This window comes from Nitrospira sp. (genome assembly GCA_015709715.1).
In the GTDB taxonomy this organism is placed as follows: domain Bacteria; phylum Nitrospirota; class Nitrospiria; order Nitrospirales; family Nitrospiraceae; genus Nitrospira_A.
In genome coordinates, this window is the sequence record CP054184.1 from 3,640,709 (window position 1) to 3,661,549 (window position 20,841).

Genomic DNA, 20,841 nt, shown 5'->3' on the forward strand with positions numbered 1-20,841 from the left:
CCAACTTGACAATGCTTGAGCGGTCAAGCATAATACCTCCATACAGTGGAGGGAGCCATGAACAAGCTGAGCACGAAAGAGCGAGTCCAAATCATCGCCGCCTTGGTTGAGGGCAACAGCATCCGCGCTACATGCCGGATGACAGGTGCCGCGAAGGGAACCGTGCTCAAGTTGCTTGTGGATCTCGGCAAGGCGTGCGCGAAATATCAGGATGAGAAGTTGCGCGGCCTCTCCTGCAAACAGATTCAATGCGATGAAATTTGGTCCTTCTGTTATGCAAAAGAAAAGAATGTGCCGGAAGAGATGAAGGGGAAATTGGGATTCGGTGATGTCTGGACCTGGACAGCCATTGATGCCGACTCCAAGTTGATTGTGTCTTATTTAGTGGGCGATCGGAGCGCAGTGTATGCAAGGAAGTTTATTGATGACCTGGCTTCCCGCTTGGCTCATCGGGTGCAACTGACCACGGACGGACATAAAGCGTATCTCAGCGCTGCTGAAGGTGCCTTTGGTGCGGATGTCGATTACGCCATGTTAGACAAGATTTATAACGCGCCTCCCCGCGAAGGACAGGCCCGTTATAGCCCAGCCGAATGCTGCGGAACGCGCAAAATTAAGATCAAGGGCAATCCAGATATCAAGAAGGTTTCGACCAGCTATGTTGAACGGCAAAACCTTACCATGCGCATGAGCATGCGACGGATGACACGATTGACCAATGCATTTAGCAAGAAAATTGAAAACCAAGCCCATGCTGTGGCTTTGCACTTCATGCATTACAATTTCTGCCGAGTGCATCAGACCTTACGCGTCACGCCAGCAATGGAAGCGAAGGTCAGCGATCATGTGTGGAGTTTGGAAGAGATTGCCAGGCTCTTGGACTAAAGTAACGGTATTTGCCTAGGCGCGGGGCGAACCTCAATCACTTTTATGATCCTACGCTCAGTTCTAAGACCATTAATGGAATGCCAACTCTTGGTCAGCATTTCCACTTTCAAGACATCGCCCTTGGCAAATCCAACTTCTCGCCTATTCAACTTATCCAAAAAATCTTTGTCGCCCATATCAGCAGTTAAAGTTCCGTCCCCATCGGAGAATGTCCATTTCAACCCTTCATAGAAGGACGGTTTGATCACTTCCAAGTGAGCAATCCTAGATTCTTCTGTAAGAGGCTGTTCAATGTCTGCAGTCTTGGCTTTGAAGTGCTGATATTCTTCTTTGGTGATGGTCTCTACAACTTGGTTGTCGTGCTTAACTTCAAACTTATCGATGCCATCACGGTCCAACGGTTTAAGCGCACCTTCCAATGATTTACGAACTTCCCCAGAGTTGTATAGCTTCACCACGGATTGTGAGACTGTCAGAGTTGAATTGTTTATATAAATGGTTACGTTGCCTGCCTGGTCTGGCTCTACTTTGGTCACCTGCCTGCCGTTAATCCATTTAACCAGTTTTATCAGGCCTGTAGTGGCTCCTCCCGCCAACCCAAGCAATGCTGCTAATTGAGTGGCTGCTGTTACTGTGTCTCCAAGTAAAAATGATTTGGTTTGAGTTAATAGGGTTTGAACGACCTCTAGCCCGATATGAAATGATCCTGGCTCAAACTCGGCCTTGACGTGAACTGAAACTTGCGCATCGCTGCCATTCAACAACTTGTTGGCATCCTGGCACAGATCACCAATGGCTAGGAGAGCAGGGGCAAGTTCGCGCACATCCATGGTTCCGTTTGCCAAAATCGGACCATCGTAGACAACCTCTATTGTTGCTGTGCTCATAGTAGCTGGAGAATATCAGAACATGAGCCGGATTCAAACTGACCCACTACCCAAGATTCGGGCGCCGGGAAACTCCTTTACATTGAAAAATGTGGTCAATATAATCCGAGAGTTTGTGAGTTCCTGCGGGTCCGTGGTGGTGCCATGAATGCGGCGGCTTCGGTGATGTCGAATGCGACCATCGGTACGTCTCGATCCGTGGTTCGAGGACCTCGCGTGAGGGCGCAGACACGGCATGTAACGGTTTCCTATCTCGAGGTCCTGTGCAACCAGTGCCTGCATTCCCAGGCGGTACAGAAGGATTGCGGTGATCAAGGCGGGAGGCAGGCGGGGGGCGCAGGTCGTCATGCTCTTCCTGGTGGCGCTGTGCATGTGCGGCGTGTGGGCGCCGCTTCCCGCGCAGGACGGCGCGCCCCTGGTCACGTCGGTCGCTATTCGCGGACAGAAGCGCATTGAACTGCCGGCGATCCAAGGGCGCCTGACCCTCAGGCCGAATGACCGCTACACCGCCGACGCGATTCGCGAACAGGTCAAGATCCTCTACGGAACCGGCTACTTCGAGGACGTGCAGGTGGAAACGGACCCCGGCGCCACCGGCGTGGCCGTCACGTTCATTGTGCGAGAGAAGCCGTTCATCACCGAGATCGTCTTCGACGGGAATCAAGAGTTGAGCGACGACAAGCTCAAAGAGAAGATCACGATCAAAAGCCAGACCTTCCTCGACCAGCAACAGGCGAAAGAAAGCGCGGAAAAAATCAGGCTGACCTATCAAGAGGACGGCTTCTTCAATTGTCAGGTGATTCCCGTCATTCAGACCGTCGACGAAGACCGCAAGCGCCTCACCTTCTTCATCAAGGAAGGCACCAAGGCCAAGGTACGTCGCGTCAATTTCGAAGGCATGCGGTCGGTGACCAAGCAAGAGATCTTCAAGGTGACGGCCACTCGCGAGTGGATTCCCTGGTACGGCCTGTTCACGCAATTGAAGGTGCCGTCGTTGTTGTCGGATGCGGGCGTGCTCAAGCGGGAAGAGCTGGGCAACGACATCGAGCGGATACGGGAGGTCTATCTGAACAAAGGCTACATGAACGTTCAGATCAGCCAGCCGACGGTGGAACTCAGCGAAGACAAGAAGTGGTTCGAAGTCAGTTACGCCATCGTGGAAGGCGAGCCGTTCATCGTGCAGGAAGTCGGGTTCCGCGGCAACACCGTGTTCGAGGATCACGAATTGCGTGAAGGCCTGAACATCAGGCCGGGGGAAATCTTCCAGCGGGCCAAGATTCGCAGCGAGATCACCCGGATCACCGATCTCTACGGCGCCAAGGGGTATGCCTTCGCCGACGTCGTGCCGAACGTGACGCCGGACAACAAGGCGCACACCGCCACGATCACGCTCAACGTCAAGGAAGGCGAAATGATGCGGATCCGCGAGATCCACGTCAACGGCAACGACAAGACCCGCGACAACGTCATCCGCCGGGAGCTGCGCCTGGACGAGCAGGACGTCATCGACACCCTGGCCTTGAAGCGCAGTTTCCAACGGCTGAACAACCTCAACTTTTTCGAGACCGTAGAAATCCTCCCGCAGCAGGTCGACGTCGACAAGGTCGATCTCAACGTGAAGGTCAAGGAAAAGCCGACGGGACAGTTCAGCATCGGCGGCGGATTCAGCACGCTCGATAAATTGGTCGCGATCGCGGACATTACGGAAGGGAATCTGGGCGGCAACGGTTGGTTGGGCCGGGTCCGCGGCCAGTTGGGCCAGCAACGGTCGTTAGGCTTGGTGACGTTCCGCAATCCCTACGTCAACGACTCCTACAATGCCCTGCAGCTCGACATCTACCGCACGATGACCAACTACATTTCGTATTTCGAGTCGAAGTCCGGAGCCAGCGTCACCTGGAGCCGATGGTTGTCGGAGTATGTGAACGGCAGCGTGAGCCTCTTCGGCGAACAGTTGGAGTACCGCGACCCGCAGGCAGGGTTGTGTCCGGACCTCATCCCGCTCATTTGCCGTCAGTTAGGCACGCAGTCATCAACCGGCGTGCGCACCTCGATTTTCAGAGATACGCGGGACTATTACCTGGACCCTCGGACGGGGTGGCGCATCAGCGTGGGTGTCGATTATGGAACGCCCGCGCTCGGCGGCACGAATCACTTCTTCAAATACTATGCCGATGTCGTCAAATATACGCCGTTGATCTACGATACCCGGTTCTCGGTGCGCGTACGATACGGGGCGACGGAGGGAATCGGGGGCCGGCCCATTCCCTTGACCGAGCGCTTCTTCGTCGGAGGCATCAATACCATGCGCGGATTCGTGTTCGGACGCGCCGGTCCCGTGACGCCGTCCGGATCGCTGTTGGGGTCCGCCAAGGAGCTCATCTTCAACAACGATTTCATCTTCACCATTTCATCCGAGGCGAAATTGAACGGGGTGTTCTTTTTCGACTACGGTAACGGGTTCGACGACAACGAGCCGGTGACCTTCAAACTGCGAAGCGCCGTCGGCTTCGAAGCCCGGTGGATTTCTCCGTTCGGGCCGTTGCGCGCAGCCTACGGACTCAATCTCGATCCGCGCCCCACCGAGCGGCAGGGAGTCTTCGAGTTTACGATCGGCTCGCTGTTCTGACAGGATGGTTTGGGCGGCGGAGAAAGGAACGAACGGTATGAGTGGAGACAGCGACGAACGGGGGCGACGGCGAGCGGCGGGGACGCGACGGGCCTGGCTGGGCCTGGCCATCCTCCTTCTGCTGCCGTGGGTCGGCGGCTGTGGCGCGAACCAGTCGTCCGTGTCGCCGGCCATGCGGATCGGCGTCGTGGACCCGCAGCGGCTCTTGAATGAAACCAATGCGGGGAAGAAAGCCAAGGACATGCTGGCCGCCTTCACCAAGAACCGCCAGGCCTTGATCGAGCTGGAGGAAAAAGAGTTGCGCCGCATGGAAGAAGATTTCATGAAACAAGGCAGCGTGCTGAGCGCCAACGCCAAGCGCGAACGCGAAGAACAATTCCGCCGCCGCATGGCGGAGTATCAGCAGAAGGTCCAGGATTTGAATCGCGAAGTGCAAGACAAGCAGAAGAGCGTGTTGGACGATTTCCGCGACAAGATCGAAGCGCTTTCCGGCCGGGTGGCCAAACGGATGGGCCTGCAAGCGATCTTCGATCGTGGCCGCGGGGGGCCGACGCTGTATTTTGAAGAGACGGTGGATGTATCGTCGCAGGTCATCGAGGAATTCAACAAGGTGTACCCATGAAGAGGAACTCCATGAAGGGACGGAACGGGGGGATGGCCGTGGTGCTGGTGGCCGTAGCGGCATGGTTCGCCCAATCGGCCGAGGCGGCGGACCGGATCAAGGTCGGCATGATGGATCAACAACAGGTCATCGAACGCACGGTGGCCGGGAAGCGTGCGCTGGAAGAACTCAAGAGTTACTCCCTGACGCGCCAGAAGATCATCGATTCAGATGATCAGGAATTGAAACAGCTGGAGAAGGATGTCCAGGACCAGGCGCTGTCCGAGGAGGTTCGCAAGGAAAAGCAGGACCAGTTCCGAACCAAGCTTGAGGCGTATCAGCGCCGAATCCAGGACTTCAACCGCGAAGTGCAGGAGAAGCAGCGCGCGATGGTGGCGGAATATGCCCAGAAGATCCGCGCAGCCGCCGAGGCGGTCGCCCAGAAGGAAGGGTACGCGGCCGTCCTCGATCGGGGCAGCGAGTCCACCGTCAAGATCGTCATCTACGGCCATCCGTCGGTCGACCTGACGGAACAGATCATCAAGGAATTCGATCGGCAAAACAAATAGCCGATCGAGGCAGCCATCTACCAATGCAGAGGAGGCGGGGCCGATGTCAGTGATGGACAACGTGCAGATTCAATCGATCCTTCCCCACCGGTATCCGTTTTTGCTCGTCGATCGGATCCAGGAGCTGGATCCCGATCGACGGATCGTGGGGATCAAGAACGTCACCATCAACGAACCGTTTTTTCAGGGGCATTTCCCGGGACGGCCGGTCATGCCGGGCGTCTTGATGCTCGAAGCGCTGGCGCAGGTCGGCGGCGTGTTGGCGTTCAAGTCCCTGGGGAACGTCGGTCGCCCCGTGGTCTATTTGACCGGCATCGATGCGGCCAAGTTCCGAAGGCCGGTGGTGCCGGGCGATATCCTGCGTCTGGAGGTCGATGTGGTGCGGAAGCGTCCGCCCTTCTGGAAAATGCAGGGCAAGGCCTTCGTCGACTCCGAATTGGTGTGCGAAGCCGAAGTGACCGCAATGGTGACGGACGAAAAGGCCGACAAGTAGGGCCGGATCCGGCCGAGGTAGGGCCGGGCGGGAATGAACGGGAACGGCAGGGGGGCGACGGGGCCGTGCGGCGAGCCGGCGGACCGGGCCACAGCCTGCGAGAGGGCGAGGAGGTGTGAGTGAAGATACATCCGACCGCGGTGATCCATCCTAAAGCCGTGCTGGCGGACGACGTGGAAGTGGGGGCTTACTCCGTCATCGGCGAGCATGTCCGGATCGGCGCCGGGACGCGCGTGTTGTCCCATGTCTCGATCGACGGGTGGACGGAAATCGGCGAGCGGTGCGAGCTGCATCCCTTCGTGTCGGTGGGGGGGCCGCCGCAGCACATGCAGTACAAGGGCGAGCCGACGAAAGTCATCATCGGTCACGACAACATCCTGCGCGAGTATGTGACGGTCAATCGGGCGACCGTGCAGGGGGGTGGCGTGACCAGTCTCGGCAACGCCAATTTCCTCATGGCTTATGTGCATGTGGCGCATGACTGCCATCTGGGCAACCAGTTGATCCTGGCGAATGCGGCCAGCCTGGCCGGCCATATCACGATCGGCGACCACGCCATCATCGGCGGGCTGTCGGGCATCCACCAGTTCGTGCGGATCGGCGCCTATGCCATGGTCGGGGGCTGTTGTGCGCTCGGCCAGGATTTACCTCCCTTCATGAGGGCGGCAGGCGGGTACCGCGCGCGTATGTACGGTTTGAATTCCATCGGTCTGCGGCGCCACGGGTTTTCGGCGGATCGGATTTCCCTCTTGAAGCAGGCGTACGAGTTGTTGTTCCGCTCGGGGCATCGCGTGGGGGCGGCGGCCAAGCTGGCCCGCGATACGTTTGCGAACAGCCGGGATGTCATGCAGGTGGTCGATTTCATGGAGGGCACCAAGCGGGGCATCTGCCGATCGGTCGGCAAAGAACAGGAAGGGGACGAGGAGTAACGCCGTGGGGCATCAAGGTGAAGCAACCCAGGTGGTCGAGGACTTGCGGATCGGCCTCATTGCGGGCAACGGCCGGTTTCCGATCATCTTCGCCGACAATGCCCGCCGGTTGGGCTACTTCGTGTCCGCCGTCGCCCACGAGGGAGAGACCGAGCCTGAATTGGCCCGGCACGTCGACCGTATCCATTGGATCAAGATCGGGCAGTTCAACAAGTTGATCGAGTCGCTCAAGGGCGACGGTATCCAGGAAGCCGTCATGCTCGGCGGCATCAAGAAGACCCATGTGTTCACCACGGTTCGTCCGGACTTTCGGGCCCTCGCGCTGGCCGCCAAATTGATGTACCTCAAGGACGATGAAATTCTCCGCACGGTGGCCGATGAACTGGAGGGGGAGGGGATTCGGATCCGCGAGTCCACCTTCGGGCTGCAGGGTATTCTGGTGGAGGAAGGAACCTTGACGAAACGCGCGCCGGACAAAAAGGAGTGGGACGATATCCGGTACGGTTGGGAGGTGGGCAAACAGATCGGCGCGCTGGACATTGGCCAATGCGTGGTCGTCAAGGATCGTGTCATCGTTGCGGTCGAAGCGGTGGAGGGGACCGATGGGGCGATTCGACGGGGCGGAGAGTTGGCGCGCGAGGGGGCTGTCGTGGTGAAGCGGTGCAAGCCTCAACAGGACCTTCGCTTCGACCTGCCGGCGGTCGGGCCTCGCACGATCGACGTGATGGAATCCGTGAAGGCCTCCGTGTTGGCGTTGGAAGCCGGTCGCGGCATTCTCTTGGATCGGGAAGAGACCCTCGCGAAGGCGAATCGCGCCGGAATCGCGATCGTCGGGCTGGCATGAGCGGGAGCCATCACGCATGCTGAAGCCCCTGCGGGCCGGAGTCATCGGTGTCGGCCATTTGGGGCAACACCATGCCCGTCACTATGCCGGCCTTCCGGGAGCCGTCCTGGCGGGCGTCTGTGATGCGGATGGGGCGCGTGCCAAGATGATTGCCGACCGGCATGGGGCGCAGGCTTGGACCAGTCTCGACGAGCTGCTCCGGCATGTCGATCTCGTGAGCGTGGCCGTTCCTACGGTGGCGCATTTCGCCGCCGCCAAGGCCTGTCTGGAAGCCGGCAAACATGTCTTGGTGGAGAAGCCGATCGCCGCGACCGCGACGGAGGCGAGGGAACTGGTTGAAACCGCCGCGCGCCACGGATGCCTCCTGCAGGTCGGGCATAGCGAGCGGTTCAATCCGATCATGCAACAGATGCGGTCGTACATCGAGCGTCCCGCCTTCATCGAAGGCCATCGACTAAGCCCGTTCGGCGAGCGCGGCACCGATGTGGATGTCGTGCTGGACTTGATGATCCACGATCTGGACCTGGTGTTGTCCTTCAACCCGGGGCCGGTGGAAGAGGTGCGCGCGGCGGGTGTCCCCGTCCTGTCGCCGAACATCGATATTGCCAACGCCAGGATCGCATTCGCCGGGGGCTGTGTGGCCAATTTGACCGCCAGCCGCGTCTCGACCAACCGCATGCGCCGCCTCAGGGTGTTTCAACGCGACCGGTACGTCTCGATCGATTTTCAAACCAGGCAGGCGGTCGTCTCGCGCCGTGTGCAGGCCGGAGGGGCCAAACCGACGATCGATATCGAGCCGTTCCAGGCCGGGAATGAAGAACCCTTGCGGTTGGAGTTGGATTCCTTCATTCGCGCCGTGTCGACCGGTTCGCGGCCTGTCGTGTCCGGCGAGGACGGAGAGGCTGCGCTCAATTTGGCCGGGCGCGTGCTCGACGCTATCGGGCAGTTCACGCAACGCCATGCGGCAGCCGAGCCGGGCTCGTGAAGGGCGCCATGCCGCGCATTCTCATCGTGACCGGCGAAGCTTCCGGCGATCTGCATGGAGCCCATTTGGTCAAGGCCCTCAGGGACCTGGCTCCTTCGTTGCAGGTGGTCGGCATCGGCGGCCCGCTCATGCGGGAAGCCGGCGCGGAAGTGGTGAAGGACATTCCGCAACTCGATGTCATGGGGCTCATCGGGCTGTCCGCGGTCAAGGCGATGGGGCAGCGCATCTTGCGAATCAGACGATTGATCCAAGGTGAGCGCTGGGATCTGGTCGTGTTGATCGATAACCCCGGACTGAACTTTCATTTTGCGCGGGTGGCCAAGGCCTGCGGACTCAAGGTGCTCTATTATATCGCCCCGCAGATTTGGGCCTGGCGGCGAGGCCGCATGCGCTGGATCCAGCAACGTGTGGACCATGTGCTGGCGATTCTTCCCTTCGAGGAGCCGCTCTACCGACAGGCCGGCGTGCGCTGCACCTTCGTCGGCAATCCCCTGCTCGACGAAGTGGCCCCGACGTACGATCGCGAGGGCTTGCGGCAGCAGTTCGGCGTCTCGCATGCGGGGCCTGTGATCGCCCTCTTTCCCGGCAGTCGCAAAGCCGAATTGGAGCAGCACGTGCCCCTGCTGCTGGAGACGGTGAAGCGTTTGGCCGAGCGGCATCCGACCATGCAGTTTCTCCTGGCGCAGGCCTCGTCGATACAGGATGATGTGTTGGAGGGGATGCTGCGGAACAGTCCGGTGCCGATCAGGGTGTTTCGCCACCAGTCCAGCGAGATCATGGCCGCGGCTGACCTGGTCATCGTGAAGTCCGGGACGTCGACGTTACAGGCGGCGGTGGTCGGCACGCCGATGGTACTGTTTTACCGGGCGCCGTCCTGGGTTACCTATCGCTTGGCCAAATGGTTGATTCGTGTTCCCTGGATCGGGTTGGCGAACCTGGTCGCGGGCAAGGGGATCGTGCCGGAGCTGATTCAGGACGACGCCACTCCCGATCGCTTGGTGCAGGAAACCGAACGGTTGCTGCAGGATCAACGAGCCTATGAGGAGATGAAGAGCGCCTTGTCGGCGGTGCGTCGCGCCTTGGGCGAACCGGGCGCCTCACGCCGGGCGGCGGAAGCAATCGTGGCTGAGTGTCGAGCATGAAACAGTACCTTCGACTGCTCACATATTTGAACCCCTATCGGTTCCGTCTCGGAGCGGCGTTTGTGTGCGCGGCATTGGTGGCTGGGCTCTCGGCGGCCTATGCCTGGCTGGTACGGCCTGTGCTCGACGGGCTCTTCATCAGCAAGGACGAGAGTCTGCTGATGGTGCTGCCCATTGCCATCCTGCTGGTGGCGATTCTCAAGGGCGTGTTCAACTACGGCCAGAATTACCTGATGAATTACGTCGGCAACCAAGTCATCGGCGACATCCGCGAGCAACTCTTCACCAAGATGGTGCGGCTGCCGGTGCGTTTTCACGATACCAATACCTCGGGTCGGCTGGTCTCGCGGGTCATCAATGACGTGAACCAGATGGCCAATGCCATCGCGGGCGTGCTGAAGGATCTCTTCCAGCAGGGCTTGACCTTTCTGGCCATGATCGGCGTGATCGTATACCAGAACTGGAAGCTGGCGATGGTCTCGATGATCGTCGTTCCGCTGTCCGTGGTGACCATGGTCCGGATGGGCCAACGGTTGCGCAAGTTGGCCACGCGGGGGCAAGAGCGCATGGGTGACATGGCCTCCACGCTTCAGGAAGCCCTCGCCGGGATTCGCATGGTGAAATCCTTCGGGCGCGAAGAGGAAGAAGCCAAGCGCTTTCGCCAGAGCAACGATGCCTTCATCTATACGACGATGAAGGCGATTCAGGTGTCCTCCTTGGGTTCCTCTCACATGGAGGTCATCGGCGTGCTCGGCGTGGCCGGCATCATCTGGTACGGCGGATACTTGGTCATTCATGACGAGATGACGCCCGGCGCCTTTTTCTCCTTCTTGGCCGCCATGTTCATGGCCTTTACGCCGATCCGTCGGCTGTCCGGCGCGAACAACACCGTGCAACAGGCGCTGGCGGCGGCCGAGCGGGTGTTTGAAGTGCTTGATCTACCGACCGAGCAGGACGCCAACGGCGGCCAGACGGAATTGCCGACCATCTCGCGCTCGCTGGAGTTCCGGCAGGTGGCGTTTCAGTACGAGGGGCAGGCCGATGCGGCGCTGAGCGGCATCGATTTGACGATTCGGGCCGGGGAAGTCATCGCCTTCGTGGGCAGCAGCGGCAGCGGCAAGACGACCCTCGTGAGCCTCTTGCCACGGTTTTATGAGCCGACCGGCGGGACGATCCTGATCGATGGGGTGGATCTCCGCACCTGCACCCTGCGCTCGGTGCGCAGCCAAATCGGGATCGTGTCGCAGGAGGTCATCCTCTTCGACGATACCGTCCGGAACAACATCGGCTACGGCCGGCAAGGTGCTACACCGGATGAAGTGATGCAGGCGGCGCAGTTGGCCTATGCGCATGAGTTCATCGTGCGCATGCCCGAGGGCTATGACACCCTCATCGGCGAACGCGGACTCAAGCTGTCCGGCGGTGAACGGCAGCGTCTTGCGATCGCCCGGGCCATTCTCCGCGATCCGCCGATCCTGATTCTGGACGAGGCCACCTCCGCGTTGGATACGCAGTCGGAGCGGATCGTGCAGATGGCGCTGGCCAACCTGATGAAAAACCGCACGACGTTGGTGGTGGCCCATCGCCTCTCGACCATTCAGAACGCCGACCGTATCGTCGTCTTGGACCGTGGCCGAGTCATGGAGGTCGGATCCCACGAAGAACTGCTGCGGAGAGGCGGGATGTACAGGCGGCTGCATGCGATGCAGTTTGCGGAGGCGCTCCCGGAGTGAAGACCCACCAGACGAATTCCGTGCGAACGGAGCCATGGCTGAAGCGTGCGGTGAATGCGCTCAAGATCGCCGTGGTTCCGCCGGTCGGGTACACCATCATTCGCCTGCTGGGCCGTACGATGACCATGCGCAGCGAAGGCATGGAGCATGTCGATCGGCTGCTGGGACGGGGACAGCGGATGATCATCGCCTTTTGGCATGCGCAGCAATTGATGATGCCGCTTGCCCACCGGGGCTTCGAGGCCCATGTGCTGATCAGCCGCCATCGAGACGGTGAATTGATCCGGCGCATCGCGGCGCGCTTCGGTCTTCACGCGGTGCGCGGCTCCAGCACCAGAGGGGGGGCAGAGGCCTTTCGCGAGCTGATCCGCATCGGCCGGGCCGGGGGGAATCTGGTGGTGACCCCGGATGGCCCGAAGGGGCCGCGCCAGGTCGCCAAGGTCGGCGTGGTGCAATTGGCGAGGGCCACCGGTTTACCTATCGTGCCCATGGCCTTTGCCTGCTCAAAAAAAAACTCTTCGCGAGCTGGGACCGTTTCCTCCTGCCCTATCCCTTTTCGCGGGGCCTCTTCCTGCTGGGCCCTCCCCTCGTCGTTCCATCGGAGGCGTCTTCCGATGAGTTGGAGTCGGTGCGCCTGAGGTTGGAAGAGACGCTGAACCGCATGACGAGCGAGGCCGAGGCGGCGGTCCTGCGGGCTGATTCCTGATGTGGTACCTCCTGTACAACGTGCTGCTGCTGGCGGCATCCCCTGTCATCCTGCTGGTGTTGCTGGCTAAACGACGGTGCCGGCGCGGTTTGCCGCAACGCTTGGGCCTGGCGGCGGAAGCGGCTACGAGCGGAACGTTCGGCGCTTCGATCCCGGTGATTTGGATCCATGCCGTGTCGCTGGGGGAAGTCGTGGCGGTTGCCCCGCTGGTCCGGGATCTGCGCCGACAGTATCCCATCGCTCGGTTGATCGTCTCGACGGTTACGGAAACGGGCCGGGAGGCCGTCGAACAGCGCCTGGCGGGCGTCGCTGAACACCGGTATGCGCCCCTGGATTTCCCGTGGGTCGTCGAGCAGGTGATCGATCGCCTCCGGCCCAGCCTCTACATCTTCGTCGAGACGGAACTCTGGCCGAATCTCCTGCGCAGCCTGCACCGGCGCCACATCCCGTCGGTCTTGGTGAATGGGCGTCTGTCCACACGCTCGTTCAAGCGGCAGCGCCTGCCCGTGATACGAGATTTCTATCGGTCGATGCTACGCATGATCAGCTGTTGTCTCATGCAGTCGGAGCGTGATGCGCAGCGGATCATCGAACTGGGGGCCGATCCTGCGTCGGTCCGGTCCACCGGCAACATCAAATTCGATCAGCCGCTGCCGCAGGCCGGCGCGGCCGGACAGCTGTTGAGCAGGGCCTCGCTGGGAATCGCGGAGGAGGACCAGATCCTAGTGGCCGGGAGCACGCATCCGGGGGAAGAGGAGGCGATTGTCGCGGCCTATCGGACCCTCAGCAAGGAATTTCCGCAGCTCCTCCTGATCCTCGCCCCGCGCCACATCGAACGCACGCCGCAGGTCGAACAGTGGCTCAGGGCCCAGGGGCTCGCGTTGTCGCTGCGGAGCCGTGGCGGCTCCCTGCCGCCGGCCGGCAGCGGGCCGCGGGTGCTGCTGTTGGATAGCAGAGGGGAGTTAGCGTTGATCTATCGCGAGGCGGTGGCGGCCTTCGTGGGCGGAACCTTGGCGCCGATCGGGGGCCACAATTTGCTGGAGCCGGCAGTATGGGGGAAACCGGTCCTGTTCGGGCCCCACACGGACCATTGTGCAGAGGTTGCCGCGCTGCTCACCAACGCGGGCGGCGGCCTGGTGGTGCAGAATGAGGCGGAGTTGGCCCAAGTCCTCCACAGCTTATTGCGCGATCCCGTTGCGCGGCAACGGATGGGGCAGGCGGCGCAGCAGGTGGTGGCGGACAATCAGGGGGCCCTCAGCCGAAGCGCGGAGATCATTGCGACGTTCTTGCCGTCGAGAGAAAACTCGGTGGCGGGAGGATGCGAGGCGGCGTCACCGGCCGTGGGGCGGCCATCGTGACCGGGGCGCAGATGGGGCTGCGTCGGGGATCTCCCTGGCACTGGATGGGCGCTCCATACGAGCTTGCGGCTCGGATTCGAGTCTGGTGTTATGAACGGGGGTGGTTCCGAACGAGAACGTTGCCCCGTCCCGTGATCAGCGTGGGAAATCTGACCGTGGGGGGCACCGGCAAGACGCCGGTCGTGATCTATCTGGTCGAGCGATTGATGCAGCAGGGGCGGCGCGTGGCGGTACTGAGCCGCGGGTATCGGCGGCGAAGCCGGGTGCCGCGGCTGCTCGTGTCGGATGGCAATCAGGTGCTGGTCGGGCCGGAGGAGGCGGGTGACGAACCCCATTTGATCGCGAGTCGTTGTCCCGGTGTCGTCGTGGCCGTCGGTGCGGATCGTCATGCCCTGGGGCAATGGCTGTTGAGCCGGCTGTCCGTCGACTGCTTCGTGCTGGATGATGGATTTCAACATCTCGCGCTCCATCGCGACGTGAACCTCCTGCTGCTGGATGCCACAGACCTGGACGGCCTGCAGGCGCTCTTGCCCATTGGACGGCTGCGCGAGCCACTGACGGCGGCGGCTCGGGCGAGCGCGATCCTCATCACCAGAGCCGATCGCGAGGATCAGGTGGAGGCCCTGTGGGACTACGTGCGTGGCGCCAACGGTGGCTTGTCTTCACCCCTCCGGGTAACGTTCCCCGCCGATGGCTTTCGCCGGGTCGGCTCCAACGAATCGCAGCCGTCCTCTCGATTTCGCGCGCGCAAGGCGTTTCTGGTCAGCGGTATCGGCAATGCCGGGTCGTTCCACCGGCTGGTGGCGTTGCAGGGCCTGATCGTAGCGGGGACCTGGGCCTTGGCCGACCATGCGCACTATACCCAGGCTTCGGTGGAGGCGGTTCGAGCCAGAGCCAAGGCCTGCGGCGCGGAGTTGGTGGTGACGACCGAGAAGGATGCCGGCAAGGTCGCCCCCTTCCTCACGGAAGGCGAGGGCTGGTGGGCGCTGGCGCTCCGGACCGAGATCACCAGCGGGCGCGAACGGCTGGATCAGCTGTTGGCCCTGCCGTTTCCGCCGCCTTCGAAGGAGGGCCATGCGTAAAGAAGGGGTACGCCGCATCGTCGTGCGTGGACCGAATTGGCTCGGCGACGCCGTGATGTGTGAGCCGGCTCTGAGTCAGGTGCGGACGCTCTTTCCCCTGGCCGAGATTACGTTGCTGGTCAAACCGGCCATTGCCGAGTTGCTGGCCCAACATCCTGCGGTGACCAAGACCCTTGTGTATGACGACAAAGGCCGCCACACCGGTCTGGGGGGAAAGTGGACGCTGGCTGGGACGCTGCGCCGCCATCGGTTCGATCTGGCCATTCTCTTTCAGAACGCCTTCGAGGCGGCATTGATTACGCTGCTTGCCGGAATTCCTCGCCGATTCGGCTACGGAACGGACGGGCGGAGCTTGCTGTTGACCGACCCCGTGGCCGTCCCGCCGCGGACCAGCGGACGCCACCAGGTGGAATACTATTGGGATCTATTGAAACCGCTCGGGGGAACGGGTACAGCGCCGGCTCCGCGTCTGTTCGTCACGGCGGAGGAAGCCCTAGCCATTGCGCGCCGGCTGGCCGAGGCCGGGATCGGTCCGGCGGACCTCGTTATCGGCGTGAATCCCGGCTCGACCTATGGGCAGGCCAAACGCTGGTTGCCTGAACGGTATGCGGCGGTGGTGAATCGCCTGTTGCAAGATGTGCAGGGGCAGGAAAACGCGCGCGTCGGTGTGGTCATCCTAGGCGCCAAGGGTGAAGAACAGCTGGGGCAGTCCATCGCCGAACAGATCAAGACGCGCACCGTCGTCTGTTCGGGACAAACTTCGGTGCGAGAATTGCTGGCCTTGGTGAAACGCTGCCAGCTGTTTCTCACGAACGACACGGGACCGATGCATGTGGCGGCCGCCTTCAAGGTGCCTCTGGTGGCCGTATTCGGTCCGACTGACTGGCAGACCACCTCGCCCTTCGGCGTGGAGGCACAATTGGTGCGGCAACCGGTGTCTTGCGCGCCCTGCCTCCTGCGGGAATGTCCTATCGATCACCGCTGTATGACCGGCGTGACGGTGGAACAGGTCTATGAGGCGACCAGGCGGCATCTCCCGCTCGCAGCGCCGCAGCAGGCGGAGTCGAATGGGGGCTTCCCTGACGAGACGCGTCGTCCCCTGGAGGGAGTCACGGTGTTTTTGGACCGCGACGGCACCTTGAACGTGGACAGCGGCTATGTGAAGTCGGTGAACGAGTTGCAGATCTTGCCCGGAGTGGGGGCGGCGCTGGCGCGGCTGCAGCGGGCTGGAGCCAGGCTGGTCGTGGTGACAAACCAGTCGGGGGTGGCTCGGGGCTACTTCGGCTTCAAACAGCTGGAGGCGATTCATGCCGCTTTGCGATTGGGGCTGGCCGTCGACGGCGTCACGCTGGAAGGCCTGTATGTCTGTCCCCACCACCCCGACGATCGATGCGGCTGTCGAAAACCTGCCAGGGGCATGGTCGATCGGGCCGCGGCTGAGTTGCAGATCGATTTGAGCCATGCCTATGTCGTCGGCGACAGCGCCCGCGACATCGAACTGGCCAAGCAGGTGGGCGCCTGCGGGCTTCTCGTCATGACCGGTCCTGCGGGAGCGGAGGCACTGACGGAGCTGACGGCACGTGGACTCGCGCCGGATGCCGTCGTCGAGGCCCTGCCGCAAGCGGCGGACTGGATCATGAGCCATGCAACCAAGCGGGCCGCGACCCGGAGCCACCCGTGAACGGTGGTCTCCTCGAACGCGCTAGGGCCAATCCCACCCGGCGACTCCTCTTGATCAAGCCGAGTTCGTTAGGGGATATCGTCCATGCGATGCCGACCCTAGCCGCCCTGCGCGCCCATTTCCCTCAGGCCGAGGTGACCTGGTTGGTGAAACGGCAATGGGCCCCGTTGGTCGAGGTGATTCAGGGCGTCGATCGGGTCTGTATGGTGGATCGAGGCGTCAGCGGATGGTTGGGACGGGTTCCCGGACTACGCGCTGCGCGCTACGACCTGGTCGTCGACCTCCAGGGCCTGTTCCGGAGCGGCGCCATGGCCTGGTTGACCGGCTGCAGCCGACGGGTCGGATTTGCCAATGCGCGGGAAGGGAGTCCGCTCTTTTACACCCATAGGGTCGCGGTGCCGACGACCGCGATGCATGCGGTGGATCGGTACCTGCTGGTCGCGGAGGCACTGGGAGCCGCGCGTCCCGCCGTTCCATCGTTCCAGTTTGTCGACCGTCCTGAGGATCGGCACAGGGTGGACAGTCTGCTTCGGGACGGGGGGCTGCCGAAGGGGACGCCTTGGATTGCGATGAACGTGTCGGCACGCTGGGAGACGAAGCGCTGGCCGGCGGCTTCCTTCGCCGACGCGGCCGACCGGCTCGCTCAGGGCCGAGCCTTGCCCGTCGTCCTGATCGGGGGACCGGCGGAACGGGCAGAATCCAAAGCCGTGCTCGACCGCATGGGAACGAAAGCAATTGATCTGACCGGACTGACCCCTGTAGGCTTACTGCCCGGTTTACTGCGGCGCGCGGCCCTGTTGGTAACCAACGACTCCGGTCCGATGCATATTGCGGCGGCGGTGGGTACGCCGGTGGTCGCCCTGTTCGGCCCCACCGATCCGGCTCGAACGGGACCCTATGGGAGCGGGCATGCCGTCCTCTCGCATCAGGTGGACTGCCGTCCCTGTTTTCGTCGAGACTGCACGCGTGCCGTGACGCTGGAGTGTCTGACCGGGGTTCGGCCGGAGCAGGTCGTGCAAGCCGCCGAAGCGCAACTGAATCGGGCGTCGAAGGGACAGTCATCGTGAAAATCGTGATTGCGGAATCCAGCACAGCCGTCGGCGGGCAGGAGCTGGCCGTCTTGCTGCATGCCGAGCATTTGGTGAAACGCGGGCATCAGCTGCGGCTGGTCTTAGAGCCGCAGAGCCCCATTATGGCGATGGCGAAGGTCCGCGGCCTCCCGGTCGAGCCCTTCGTGATGCGGCAATGGCGGCTGCCGTGGTCGATCCTGACCTTTCGACAGCTCCTCCGCCGCGAGCGCCCCGACATCGTCCATGTGAACAGTTCGCGTGACAGCTGGCTCGCTGCCTTGGCGGTCCGCCTGGTTCGGCCGCGACCGAAGCTGATTCGCACCCGGCACATCTCGGCTCCCCTGACGAACAATGCGGCGACCCATTTCCTCTACCGACGCCTCTTCGATATGGTGATCGTGACCGGAGGAGAGCGGAATCGGCAGGATCTCATCCAGCGTGATGGGTTGGCGCCCGATCGAGTGGCGGCCTTCCCCATCGGCCTCGACGTGGAACATTTCTCGCCCGCGGCTCCGGCGCACGATCTGCGGGCCGAGCTGGGCATTCCGGCGCAGCACGCACTGGTGGGGCTCATTTCCTACCTGCGGGATTATAAAGGCCATCGCTACTTCGTCGAGGCGGCGGCGACGGTCCTCAAGGAGCAGCCCGGCGCGACCTTCCTCATCGTCGGGGAAGGGCCGGAGGAACACAACATCCGGGCGCAGATCGAACGGTTGGGACTGACCGCGAACGTCCGCATGTTGGGGTTTCGCGACGATTTGTTGGATGTCTTCCGGTCGTTGGATCTTTTCGTGATGCCCACCGTCGAGGGCGATACCATTCCACAGGTCTTGATGCAGGCCCTGGCGATCGGGCTTCCGGTCGTGACCACGACGACCGGATCGATTCCCGATGTCGTGGTCGACGGAAAGTCCGGCTTTATCGTGCCGCCGCGCGATGCCGAGGCCTTGGCCGATCGAATTGCGCAGTTGCTCGCCGATCCTGCCCTGCGAGCGGCGGTGGGCCGGCGAGGCCGTGAGACGGTGAAGCAATCGTACTCCCTCGACCGGATGGTCGATGAACTGGAACGTGTCTATCGGCAGGTGCTGTCTGTATGAACGAGCCTGAGACCCTCCCGCGATTTTCCATCCGCAAAACCCTGCTTTTCTGGTGGATTCTGTTCGTGGTGATGCAGAGCGCGGAACGGCTCTTCTTGCTCCGTGACGCATGGGCGCAGGAAGTGCCGAGTCTGACGCTGCTGTTCCACACCCTCGTCGTCGGGGTTCGGGGAGACTTCATTACCGCGACCTTTGCGCTGCTCTTGGCGGGGTTCGGCGCGGGGCTTTGGACAGGCCTGCGGCAGGTCTGGCTGCGGCGAGCGGGAACCGCGGGGCCGGTGGCTCCCCTGTTCCAGCGGGCGTTGCGAGGCAGCGGCACCCTCGTCGCCCTGCTGCTGTTCATCCTGTTGGCCGTGGATATGGGGTACTACGGGTTCAACCGTCAGCACATGGATTTCGTGTTCCTTGAGTACGTAGGCGATCTGCTGGCTCCCCCGGCTACCTCCCAGGGGAGCAATGCGCAGGCGATGAAACAGACCGGCGCGGAACTGGGGGAGGGGAGCAGATGGGCCGGGCGCGTGGCGCTGTTTGTGTCCATCCAGGCTTTGGGGATCGGTCTCTGGTGGTGGAGTTTCTCGACGCTCGTGGCGCCGGTGCTGGCGCGCTGGCAGCCGGGTTCCGGCTTTCAAGCGAACGCGCTCTTGTGCGTCTGTCTGGTCGGGGGTGGCGCCGGATTTCATCCCTTGGGGCCCTACGGCATCAGGGTCGCCCACATCGGGAGCACGGTGTACTACACCCTGGCGCAGAATCCCATCCTCTTCGCCGGAGAGGCCCTGCGCGTCGCTTGGGTGTCCCGTGGCTCCATCGGAAAACACAACGGGGAGACTCTGCCATACGACGAAGCCGTTCAGGTAGTGCAGCAGCTTTTGGGGCCTGCAACTGCCTTTGTGGATCAACGGTACCCCCTGGTTCGGACCATCGCATCCACGCCGGACACCGTGCGGTTGCCGAAACCGGCCAACGTCCTCTTGGTGCTTCTGGAAGGACTGGACCGCCGTTATCTCGGCCAGAGTTACGACGGTATTCAGGGTACCCCGTTCTTGGACCGGCTTCGAGCCGACAGCATCTATTTCGAAAACTTTTTCTCCAACGGCGTGCAGACCTCACGGGGGTTGTTCGCCACCCTCTGCAGCGCCTACCCGCGGCATGGCGCCGCAGCCATGAAGACGCGGTATGCGCATGACTATCTCTGCTTGCCCTCCCTCCTGCAGCGCGGCGGCTATGCGACGGAGATGGTGATCGGCCAACATCGCGACCTCAATCGGCTGCAAACCTTTCTGTCCCGCAACGGGTTGCAACAGCTGTTCGATGAGAGCGATTTTCCGCCGACCGCCGAACGGGCCGGGTTGGGGATCGTCGACGGGGCACTGTTCGATTTCTGTTATGAGCGGATCAAGGAGCGTCAGGCCGGAGATCGGCCGTTCCTGCTGGCCACGCTGACCCTGTCGACCCACCATCCCTTCGCGGCGCCGACGCACGATCCCGAAGTCCGCGCGCTGCAGGCGAAGGTGGACGATCAATATGTCGCGGCACTGCATTATGCGGACACAGAGCTGGGACGGATGTTTACGCGACTCCAGCGGGAAGGGTTGCTGCGCAACACGGTGGTGGTCATCCTGGGTGACCATGGACGGCACGAACAGGTCGGTCGCACGGAACTCGACCGGAAGGCCGGGCACTTCGCCTCCTCCCTCTTTGTCTGGATGGACGAGTCGTTACGGACGCCCGAGACCTATCGACCCCGCACCGTCTCGACGGTGGCAAGCCAAGTGGACATCGCGCCGACCCTGCTGGCTTTGAACGGACTCATGCCGGCTACGGTTGCCTTCGCAGGAACCGACCTGACCTGCACCCTCGTGCGGGACTGTCTACCCGACCATATCGCGTATCTGACGAGTGTCTACGACAATCTGGTGGGACTGGCCGGTCGTGACGGGCTCCTGCTGTATTCCTTCTTGACTGAAACCTTCCAGGCAGCCGGCCTGAACTTCGATCCTTTGGCGGACGGTGCCGAACGACTGACTGCGGCCCATGCCCGAGACTTGATGGCGCTGTACGAGGTGTCCAATCAGACGCTGGACGCCAATCGTCTCTGGTCCTGGCGGGAGTTCGGGTCACGGTTGTAACGACGACAGGCTGGGCCGGTC

17 protein-coding genes and 1 pseudogene are annotated in these 20,841 nt (G+C 61.9%); 17 read left to right on the forward strand and 1 reads right to left on the reverse strand.

Annotated elements, in window-relative coordinates; translation table 11 throughout:
* Positions 1-57: 57 nt before the first annotated feature.
* Positions 58-885 carry a DDE-type integrase/transposase/recombinase gene (locus tag HRU82_17420; GenBank protein QOJ36617.1) on the forward strand — a complete coding sequence of 276 codons (828 nt, stop codon included), beginning with the start codon at positions 58-60 and terminating at the stop codon, positions 883-885.
* Here the strand turns inward: HRU82_17420 and HRU82_17425 are convergent.
* On the reverse strand, positions 882-1,775 hold the full coding sequence (locus HRU82_17425) for a hypothetical protein (GenBank protein QOJ36618.1): 894 nt from the start codon (positions 1,773-1,775) through the stop codon (positions 882-884). The two genes, HRU82_17420 and HRU82_17425, sit on opposite strands and share 4 nt — an antisense overlap.
* A 307-nt stretch (positions 1,776-2,082) precedes the next feature.
* On the opposite strand from HRU82_17425, the gene bamA reads away from it, so the two are divergent.
* The 16 genes and pseudogenes from bamA (at position 2,083) to HRU82_17505 (ending at position 20,820) form a co-directional block, all read left to right on the forward strand.
* The gene (gene bamA, locus HRU82_17430) at positions 2,083-4,404 is read left to right on the forward strand and encodes an outer membrane protein assembly factor BamA (protein ID QOJ36619.1); all 2,322 of its coding nucleotides are present in this window, start codon (positions 2,083-2,085) and stop codon (positions 4,402-4,404) included.
* A 37-nt stretch (positions 4,405-4,441) separates the two neighbouring features.
* Complete coding sequence (locus HRU82_17435) at positions 4,442-5,026, forward strand: OmpH family outer membrane protein (GenBank protein ID QOJ36620.1); 585 nt, start codon at positions 4,442-4,444, stop codon at positions 5,024-5,026.
* A complete protein-coding gene (locus HRU82_17440) occupies positions 5,023-5,574 on the forward strand; it encodes an OmpH family outer membrane protein (protein QOJ36621.1) in 552 nt (183 codons plus the stop codon). The genes HRU82_17435 and HRU82_17440 overlap by 4 nt, the downstream gene beginning before the upstream one ends.
* Positions 5,575-5,617: 43 nt before the next feature.
* Positions 5,618-6,067 carry a 3-hydroxyacyl-ACP dehydratase FabZ gene (fabZ, locus tag HRU82_17445; GenBank protein ID QOJ36622.1) on the forward strand — a complete coding sequence of 150 codons (450 nt, stop codon included), beginning with the start codon at positions 5,618-5,620 and terminating at the stop codon, positions 6,065-6,067.
* 119 nt (positions 6,068-6,186) lie between these two features.
* Positions 6,187-6,996, forward strand: a complete 810-nt coding sequence (gene lpxA, locus HRU82_17450) for an acyl-ACP--UDP-N-acetylglucosamine O-acyltransferase (protein QOJ36623.1) — start codon at positions 6,187-6,189, stop codon at positions 6,994-6,996.
* Entirely contained in the window at positions 6,908-7,840 is a 933-nt protein-coding gene (gene lpxI / locus HRU82_17455; protein QOJ36624.1) for a UDP-2,3-diacylglucosamine diphosphatase LpxI, read from the forward strand. Before lpxA ends, lpxI begins: the two co-directional genes overlap by 89 nt.
* Positions 7,841-7,856: 16 nt before the next feature.
* On the forward strand, positions 7,857-8,825 hold the full coding sequence (locus tag HRU82_17460; protein ID QOJ36625.1) for a Gfo/Idh/MocA family oxidoreductase: 969 nt from the start codon (positions 7,857-7,859) through the stop codon (positions 8,823-8,825).
* 8 nt (positions 8,826-8,833) lie between these two features.
* Complete coding sequence (lpxB, locus tag HRU82_17465; GenBank protein ID QOJ36626.1) at positions 8,834-9,967, forward strand: lipid-A-disaccharide synthase; 1,134 nt, start codon at positions 8,834-8,836, stop codon at positions 9,965-9,967.
* Positions 9,955-11,700 (forward strand): lipid A export permease/ATP-binding protein MsbA, encoded by a 1,746-nt coding sequence (msbA, locus tag HRU82_17470; protein ID QOJ36627.1) that lies wholly within the window; start codon positions 9,955-9,957, stop codon positions 11,698-11,700. The genes lpxB and msbA overlap by 13 nt, the downstream gene beginning before the upstream one ends.
* Positions 11,697-12,338, forward strand: coding sequence for a lysophospholipid acyltransferase family protein (locus HRU82_17475; protein ID QOJ36628.1), 642 nt, complete (start codon positions 11,697-11,699; stop codon positions 12,336-12,338). Before msbA ends, HRU82_17475 begins: the two co-directional genes overlap by 4 nt.
* A gap of 67 nt (positions 12,339-12,405) precedes the next feature.
* Positions 12,406-13,764: a 3-deoxy-D-manno-octulosonic acid transferase gene (locus tag HRU82_17480; protein ID QOJ36629.1), complete on the forward strand. Its 1,359-nt coding sequence runs from the start codon at positions 12,406-12,408 to the stop codon at positions 13,762-13,764.
* Entirely contained in the window at positions 13,725-14,846 is a 1,122-nt protein-coding gene (gene lpxK, locus HRU82_17485) for a tetraacyldisaccharide 4'-kinase (GenBank protein ID QOJ36630.1), read from the forward strand. Before HRU82_17480 ends, lpxK begins: the two co-directional genes overlap by 40 nt.
* A pseudogene (gene waaF / locus HRU82_17490) lies at positions 14,839-15,921 on the forward strand (lipopolysaccharide heptosyltransferase II). Before lpxK ends, waaF begins: the two are co-directional and overlap by 8 nt.
* A 602-nt stretch (positions 15,922-16,523) precedes the next feature.
* On the forward strand, positions 16,524-17,594 hold the full coding sequence (locus HRU82_17495; protein ID QOJ36631.1) for a glycosyltransferase family 9 protein: 1,071 nt from the start codon (positions 16,524-16,526) through the stop codon (positions 17,592-17,594).
* Positions 17,591-18,694, forward strand: coding sequence for a glycosyltransferase family 4 protein (locus HRU82_17500; GenBank protein ID QOJ36632.1), 1,104 nt, complete (start codon positions 17,591-17,593; stop codon positions 18,692-18,694). The genes HRU82_17495 and HRU82_17500 overlap by 4 nt, the downstream gene beginning before the upstream one ends.
* Entirely contained in the window at positions 18,691-20,820 is a 2,130-nt protein-coding gene (locus tag HRU82_17505) for an LTA synthase family protein (GenBank protein ID QOJ36633.1), read from the forward strand. The genes HRU82_17500 and HRU82_17505 overlap by 4 nt, the downstream gene beginning before the upstream one ends.
* The last annotated feature ends 21 nt before the right edge of the window (positions 20,821-20,841 follow it).